Annotated in this window: 7 protein-coding genes; all 7 read right to left on the bottom strand. The window is 62.9% G+C overall.

Features of this window, described 5'->3' with window-relative positions:
* The coding region (locus EN964_RS17175; protein WP_164775852.1) for a ribonuclease J at positions 1-1553 on the bottom strand (1553 nt) is incomplete at its 3' end.
* Positions 1554-1671: 118 nt separating this feature from the next.
* Positions 1672-2493 carry a biotin--[acetyl-CoA-carboxylase] ligase gene (locus tag EN964_RS17170; protein ID WP_127272307.1) on the bottom strand — a complete coding sequence of 274 codons (822 nt, stop codon included), beginning with the start codon at positions 2491-2493 and terminating at the stop codon, positions 1672-1674.
* A gap of 5 nt (positions 2494-2498) precedes the next feature.
* The gene (gene nuoN, locus EN964_RS17165; protein WP_127267201.1) at positions 2499-3935 is read right to left on the bottom strand and encodes an NADH-quinone oxidoreductase subunit NuoN; all 1437 of its coding nucleotides are present in this window, start codon (positions 3933-3935) and stop codon (positions 2499-2501) included.
* Between the two features lie 18 nt (positions 3936-3953).
* A complete protein-coding gene (locus EN964_RS17160) occupies positions 3954-5459 on the bottom strand; it encodes an NADH-quinone oxidoreductase subunit M (RefSeq protein WP_127267202.1) in 1506 nt (501 codons plus the stop codon).
* The gene (gene nuoL, locus EN964_RS17155; RefSeq protein ID WP_127267203.1) at positions 5459-7432 is read right to left on the bottom strand and encodes an NADH-quinone oxidoreductase subunit L; all 1974 of its coding nucleotides are present in this window, start codon (positions 7430-7432) and stop codon (positions 5459-5461) included. The genes EN964_RS17160 and nuoL overlap by 1 nt, the downstream gene beginning before the upstream one ends.
* A 10-nt stretch (positions 7433-7442) precedes the next feature.
* Positions 7443-7751 carry an NADH-quinone oxidoreductase subunit NuoK gene (gene nuoK, locus EN964_RS17150; protein WP_010910101.1) on the bottom strand — a complete coding sequence of 103 codons (309 nt, stop codon included), beginning with the start codon at positions 7749-7751 and terminating at the stop codon, positions 7443-7445.
* 1 nt (position 7752) lies between these two features.
* Positions 7753-8027 (bottom strand): NADH-quinone oxidoreductase subunit J (locus EN964_RS17145; protein WP_206528726.1); only part of this gene is annotated, 275 nt, incomplete at its 5' end.

Genomic DNA, 8027 nt, shown 5'->3' with positions numbered 1-8027 from the left:
GGGATGGAGTCCACCGCGCCGATTGCCGCATCGATCATCAGATCTTCCAGCGACTCGCCACGGCCATCGGCCTCGGCGACGCCGATGGCGACCAGGTCGGGGTCGCCGGCAAGCTCATATTTGTCGTCCAGGACGACATTGACCGCCACATGGCCGGCAAAGGACAGCTTGCGCCGGTCGCGGATGCCCATCGCCTGATCGGTGCCGATCAGTCTGCCATCCTTGTAGATACGGCCGAACGGCACCTGATCCATGATGGTGGCTGGGCCGGGAGCAAGCCTGAGCATGTCGCCGTCGCGCACCTGCGCCACCTGGCCGATGCCCGATGTCGACATCAGCGAGCCCTGCGCCACCAGATGTGCCGCCTCGCCATGCACGGGAACGCCGATCTGCGGGCGCACCCATTCATACATCTTGCGCAATTCGCTGCGCCGCGGATGGCCGGAGACATGCACCAGTGCATCGCCGTCCTCGATGATCTTGACGCCGAGGTCGATGAGGCGGTTCTTGATCTCGAGGATCGCCTTCTCGTTGCCGGGAATGGTACGCGAGGAAAACACCACCGTGTCGCCTGCCGTCAGTGACACCGACTTCATCTCTTCGCGCGACAGCTTGGCCAGTGCGGCCAGTGGCTCGCCCTGGCTGCCGGTGCAGATGATGACCAGGTTCTCGCGCGGGATGAAACCAAAATCCTCCTCGGCGATGAACTCCGGCAGACCGTCCATGTAGCCGAGTTCGCCGGCCACATCGATGACCCGCTTCAGCGAACGGCCAAGCACCAGGCACTGGCGTCCGGCATCGCGCGCCGCTTTGGCGATCGAGACGATGCGTCCGACATTGGAGGAGAATGTGGTGACGGCGACACGGCCCTTGGCAGCCTGGATGACGCCCTTGAGGCCCTCGCCCACAGCCACTTCCGAAGGCGACTCACCTTCGCGCAGCGCATTGGTCGAATCGCAGATCAGCGCCAAAACGCCCTTGTCGCCATAGGCGCGGAAACGCGCCTCGTCGGTCTTCGGCCCGATCGTCGGCTCCGGATCGATCTTCCAGTCACCGGTATGGATGACGGTGCCTGCCGGCGAGGTGATCGCCAGCGACATCGGCTCGGGAATCGAGTGCGCGACCGGAATGGCTTCGATCTCGAACGGGCCGACGGTGAATTTCTCGCCCGCCCGGTAGATCGTCACCGGTATTTTCGGCGCGCCCTGCTCGCCTTGCCGCTTGGCCTCCAGCAGGCCGGCGCTGAACGGCGTCATCCAGACCGGCGCCTTCAGCTTCGGCCATGTGTCGAGCAGCGCGCCATAATGGTCTTCATGCGCATGCGTGATGATGATGCCGCGCAGATTGGCGAGGTTCTCCTCGATGAATCGCGTGTCGGGCAGCACAAGGTCGACGCCCGGCAGGCTGGCATCGGGGAAGGTCACCCCGACATCGATGACGATCCATTCGCGCGCATTGGGCGGCCCGTAGCCGTAAAGAGCGAAGTTCATGCCGATCTCACCGACGCCGCCGAGCGGCACGAAGACGAGTTCGGCGGTTTCCGCTTTCGCCATGATTTTTCCCTTCCTGGCCCTCAGGCCAAGCCCAAAAAGCAATTCCGGGAAAAGTTTGTAACGGTTTTCCCACCGGAGTTGCGCAAAAACAAACAGTTAGAACCGTTCATGAACGGCTCTATGCCCTGGCCGAAGCGACCGCGCCGAAATGCACATCGCCGGCGGCGATCGTCCGAACCGAACCTTCATCGTCGCGGATCACGAAACGGCAGTCCTCGTCAATGGTCTCAAACACCCCACGCACCACATTACCGTCAATTCTGACAGCAACTTCGCCGCCGAGCCCCGCAGCACGATCAAGCCAGCGTCGCCTGACGGCGGCAAGTCCGCGCCCCTCGTCCCACAATCGGGCATTCTCGCTCCATGCATCCGACAGCGCCAGGAACAGTGTTTCCGCATCGCATGCCGCGCCCAGCGCGCTGAGTGATGTTGCGGGATAGGGCAAATCCTCGGGGTATGCCACCACATTGACGCCGATGCCGACCGCCACCGCGAAACGGCCGCCTTCCAGGATTGCCGATTCCAGCAGGATGCCGGCCAGCTTGGCGCCGGAGGCGAGCACGTCGTTCGGCCATTTCAGTTCGAAACGGTTCTTTCCTTCGCTGCCGCCGTCGAGGCCGATGGCGATCCGGCCCTTCGGCACCACGGCGTCGAGCGCATCGGCCAGCGCCAGTCCGGCGACGAAGCCCAGCGTCGCGGCAAGGCGAAGCTCCGCCTTGGTGATGACGAGCAGCGTCGCCGCGAGGTTGCCTTCGGGGGTCGCCCAGACGCGGCCGCGCCGGCCACGCCCGCTTTCCTGCTTCTTGGAAACGACCCACAATCTGCCGGGGTCGCCTGCCCTTGCGTGGTCCAGTGCCAGCCCATTGGTGGAGCCGACGCTCTCATGCGCCTCGAGCCGGAACCCTTCCGACGCCGAGGTTGGAGCCAGCCGAAATGCCATGCCGACTAGAAAAACGTCTTGGCGGCGGCTTCGGCATAGGTGCCGATCGGCCCGCCGATCAGCACGTAGAACAGCACGAAGGCGCCGGAGACGCCGAGCACGACACGCAATTCCGTCGCCATCGGCACGAAGCCGCCAACCGGTTCGTCGAACCACATGATCTTGATGATGCGCAGGTAGTAATAGGCGCCCACCACCGAGGCCAGCACGCCGATGATCGCCAGCGCATAGAGATTGGCGTTGATGGCGGCGAGGAAGACGTACCATTTCCCCCAGAAGCCGGCGAGCGGCGGAATGCCGGCCAGGGAGAACATCAGGATGGTCAGGATCGTCGCCATGATCGGATTGGTCGACGACAGGCCGGCCAGGTCGCTGATCTGCTCGACATTGCCTTCCTTGCGCCGCATGGCGAGGATGAAGGCGAAGGTGCCGAGCGTCATCACCAGATAGATCAGCATGTAGATGGCAACGCCGCGCACGCCGGCCTGGCTGTTGGCGGCAAGGCCGACCAGCGCGTAGCCCATATGGCCGATCGAGGAATAGGCCATAAGCCGCTTGATGTTGGTCTGGCCGATGGCGGCGAAAGCACCAAGCGCCATCGAGGCGATCGAGATGAAGACGATGATCTGCTGCCAGTCTGCGGCGATCGGCTTGAACGCGCCCATGGTGACGCGAACCATCAGCGCCATCGCCGCCATCTTGGGCGCCGCCGCCAAAAAGGCCGTCACCGGCGTCGGCGCGCCCTCATAGACGTCTGGCGTCCACATGTGGAACGGCACCGCCGAGATCTTGAAGGCCAGGCCGGCCAGCACGAAGACGAGGCCGAAAACGAGGCCAAGCTGGCGCTCGCCGCTGCCGAGCGCAGAAGCGATTTCCTGGAAGCCGGTGTTGCCGGTGTAGCCATAGACCAGGCTGATGCCATAGAGCAGCATGCCCGACGACAGCGCGCCGAGGACGAAATATTTGAGGCCAGCCTCAGTCGAACGCAGATTGTCGCGGTTGATCGCGCACAGCACGTAGATCGCCAGCGATTGCAGTTCGAGGCCGAGATAGAGCCCGATCATGCTATTGGCGGAGATCATCAACATCATGCCGAGCGTGCACAGCAGGATCAGCACCGGATATTCGAACTTGTCGAAGCGTTCAGCCTTGGCAAAGCGCATCGACATCACCAGCGTCACCGCCGAGCCGACCAGCGCCAGCACCTTCATGAAGCGGGCGAAGGAATCCTGGATGAAGGCATTGCCGTAAGCGCTGCCCTGCCCGGTCCGGAAGATCAGCCAGGCGCCTGCGATCGCCAGCACGGCCACCGCAAGGCCGGTTACCGTGTTGGCCGTGTTGGCGCGCGAATAGGCTCCGACCATCAGCAGCGCCAGCGCGCCGACGGCAAGGATCAGCTCTGGCGTCGAGAGCGACAGGCTGGAGAGAAGGTCCGGCGTCATGGTTCGCAAAACCTCTGGTCAGTTCGCCGCCGCGGTCTGCGCGGCGCCGATGGATGCAGTGACATTGGTGACGAGCGACTTGACCGATTCGGCCGTCGCGTCGAAGACCGGGGCGGGATAGACGCCGAAGAAGATGACTAGAACGACCAGCGGGTAGATGATCACCTTCTCGCGCAGCGACAGGTCGAGCAGGCCCTTCAGGCTGTCCTTGGTCAGCGCACCGAAGATCACCCGGCGGTAGAGCCAGAGCGCGTAGGCGGCCGACAGGATGACGCCGGTGGCGGCGAAGAACGCCACCCAGGTGTTGACCCGGAACACGCCGAGCATGGTCAGGAACTCGCCGACGAAGCCGCTGGTACCGGGCAGGCCGACATTGGCCATGGTGAAGATCAGGAACACCGTGGCGTATTTCGGCATGTTGTTGACCAGGCCGCCATAGGCCGCGATCTCACGTGTGTGCATGCGGTCGTAGATGACGCCGACGCACAGGAACAGCGCACCGGAGACGAGGCCGTGGCTGAGCATCTGGAAGATCGCGCCCTGCACGCCTTCCTGGTTCATGGCGAAGATGCCCATGGTGACGAAGCCCATATGAGCAACCGACGAATAGGCGATCAGCTTCTTCATGTCTTCCTGCATCAGCGCCACCAGGGAGGTGTAGATGATGGCGACGACCGACAGCGCGAAGACCAGCGGCGCGAACATTTCCGACGCCAGCGGGAACATCGGCAAGGAGAAGCGCAGGAAGCCGTACCCGCCCATCTTCAACAGGATGCCGGCCAGGATGACGGAGCCCGCCGTCGGCGCCTCGACGTGCGCGTCGGGCAGCCAGGTGTGCACCGGCCACATTGGCATCTTCACCGCGAAGGAGGCGAAGAAGGCAAGCCATAGCCAGGTCTGCATGCTGGCCGGGAAGTTGTGGGTCAGCAGCGTCGGGATGTCGGTTGTGCCGGACTGGAAGAGCATCGCCATGATGGCGAGCAGCATCAGCACCGAGCCGGCGAGCGTGTAGAGGAAGAACTTGAACGAGGCGTAGACGCGCCGCTTGCCGCCCCAGACGCCGATAATGATGAACATCGGGATCAGGCCGGCTTCGAAGAAGACGTAGAACAGCACGATGTCCAGCGCGCAGAACACGCCGATCATCAGCGTTTCGAGCAGCAGGAAGGCGATCATGTAGGCCTTCACGCGCTTCTCGATCGATTCCCACGACGCCAGGATGCAGAGCGGCATCAGGAACGTCGTCAAGATGACGAACAGCATCGAGATGCCGTCGACGCCCATATGGTAGGAAATGCCGGAGTCGAGCCAGGCGACCTTCTCGACGAACTGGAAGCCGGACTGCGAATTGTCAAATCCGGTCCAGATGAACAGCGAGATGATGAACGTGAAAGTCGTCGTCAACAGCGCGATGGCGCGGATGTTGCGGCGTGCATTTTCGCTGTCGTCATTGATGAACAGGATAAGCAGCACACCAACCAGCGGCAGGAAGGTGACCAGCGAGAGGATTGGCCAGGCGGTCATCAGAGCATCATCCAGGTGACGAGTGCGGCAACGCCGATCAGCATGGCGAAGGCGTAGTGGTAGAGATAGCCGGTCTGCAGCTTGACGACGCGGTCGGTGACATCGACGACGCGCGCCGCAATGCCATCCGGGCCAAGGCCGTCGATGATGGTGCCGTCGCCGGTCTTCCACAGGAAATGGCCGAGGCGCTTGGCGGGCCGCACGAACAGGAAGTCGTAGAGCTCGTCGAAATACCACTTGTTGAGCAGGAAGGCGTAGAGCCCGCGATGCTGCGCGGCGAGGTTGACCGGCATTTCCGGCGAGCGGATGTAGAATTTCCAGGCCAGCGCGAAGCCGATCAGCATGGCGATGAAGGGCGACAGTTCGACCCACAGCGGCAATTCGTGGATGTCGTGCAGGATGTGATTGTCAGGCAGTGTGAACAGCGATGCCTTCCAGAACTCGGCATAGCCCTCGCCGATGAAGGCACCGTGGAAGATGACGCCGGCAAACAGCGCGCCCGCGGCCAAGATGAACAGCGGCACCAGCATCACCGGCGGCGATTCATGGACATGGTGCATCACCTCATGGCTCGCCCGCGGCTTGCCGTGGAAGGTCATGAAGATCAGCCGCCAGGAGTAGAAGGAGGTGAAGCAGGCGGCGATGACCAAAAGCACGAAGGCCATGCCGGCAACCGAATTGTGGCCGGCAAAGGCGCTCTCGATGATGGCGTCCTTGGAGAAGAAGCCGGCGGTGCCGATGACCGTCACCGGAATGCCGACGCCGGTCAGCGCCAGCGTGCCGATCACCATCATCCAGTAGGTGGTCGGGATCAGTTTCCTGAGGCCGCCCATCTTGCGCATGTCCTGCTCGTCGGACACGGCATGGATGACCGAGCCCGAGCCGAGGAACAGCAGCGCCTTGAAGAAGGCATGCGTGAACAGGTGGAAGATCGCCGCGCCATAGGCGCCGACGCCGAGTGCCACGAACATGTAGCCGAGCTGCGAGCAGGTCGAGTAGGCGATGACGCGCTTGATGTCGTTCTGGACGAGACCGACGGTGGCCGCGAAGAAGGCCGTGAAGGCACCGATGAAGGTCACCACAGTCAGCGCCGAATGCGACAGTTCGAACAGCGGAGACAGCCGTGCCAGCATGAACACGCCGGCCGTCACCATGGTGGCGGCATGGATCAGCGCGGAAACCGGTGTCGGGCCTTCCATGGCATCCGGCAGCCAGGTGTGCAGCGGCACTTGCGCCGACTTGCCCATGGCGCCCATGAACAGGAGCAGGCAAACGATCGTCATGGCCGCCTGCTTGTCCAGCGCATAGCCGAGGAAGGTCAGCACCGCGGCGCCGTGCGGGGCGCCTTCGGCCGGAATGAACGTCGCCGCATTGGCAAAGATGGTGCCGAGATTGACCGAACCGAACAGCACGAACAGGCCGAAAATGCCGAGCGCGAAGCCGAAATCGCCGACGCGGTTGACGACGAAGGCCTTGATTGCCGCGGCATTGGCCGACGGCTTCTTGTACCAGAAGCCGATCAGCAGATAAGAGGCGAGGCCCACCCCTTCCCAGCCGAAGAACATCTGCACCAGATTGTCTGATGTCACCAGCATCAGCATGGCGAAGGTGAACAGCGACAGATAGGCGAAGAAGCGCGGCCGGTTCGGATCGTGGTGCATGTAGCCGATCGAATAGATGTGAACCAGCGCCGACACGGTGTTGACCACCACCAGCATCACCACCGTCAGCGTGTCGATCCTGAGCGCCCAGGCCGCTTCCAGCCCGCCTGACTGGATCCAGCGCATCACCGGCACGGTGAACACCTCGCCATGGCCGAAACCGACGGTGAAGAAAGCGACCCACGACAGCACGGCCGCGATCACCAGGAAACCGGAGGTGATGTATTCGGACGCCTTGGCGCCGAGCGACGTGCCGAACAGGCCGACGATCAGGAAGCCGAGCAGGGGAAGGAAGACGATGGCCTGATACATGGTGGTTCCGTCAACCCTTCATCATGTTCACGTCTTCGACCGCGATCGAGCCGCGGTTGCGGAAGAAGACGACGAGAATGGCAAGTCCGATGGCGGCCTCGGCCGCCGCGACCGTCAGCACGAACAGCGCGAACACCTGGCCGACCAGATCGCCCAGTGCCGCCGAAAAGGCGACGAAATTGATGTTGACCGCCAGCAGGATCAGTTCGACCGACATCAGGATGACGATGACGTTCTTGCGGTTCAGGAAGATGCCGAACACGCCGAGCGTGAACAGAACAGCCGATACGGTCAGATAATGTGCGATGCCGACAACCATCTCAGAGTCCCTCGCCTGTCTTGACCTTGCGGATTTCCATGCCGGTCGCCGGCGTGCGGCCGACCTGGGCCGCGATCGACTGCCGCTTGACGCCTGGCTTATGGCGCAGGGTCAGCACGATGGCGCCGATCATGGCGACCAGCAGCACGAGGCCCGAAATCTGGAAGTAGTAGAGGTAGTCGGTATAGAGGATGTCGCCGAGCGCGGCGGTATTGGTCCGCGTGGGGAGGTCCGGAATGGGTTGGGAGACCGTCGAAGCGAGCTGCGCCGCGAAAG

The organism is Mesorhizobium sp. M7A.F.Ca.CA.001.10.2.1 (assembly GCF_003998575.1).
GTDB lineage: Bacteria > Pseudomonadota > Alphaproteobacteria > Rhizobiales > Rhizobiaceae > Mesorhizobium.
This window is presented reverse-complemented; position numbering and strand designations above follow the sequence as displayed.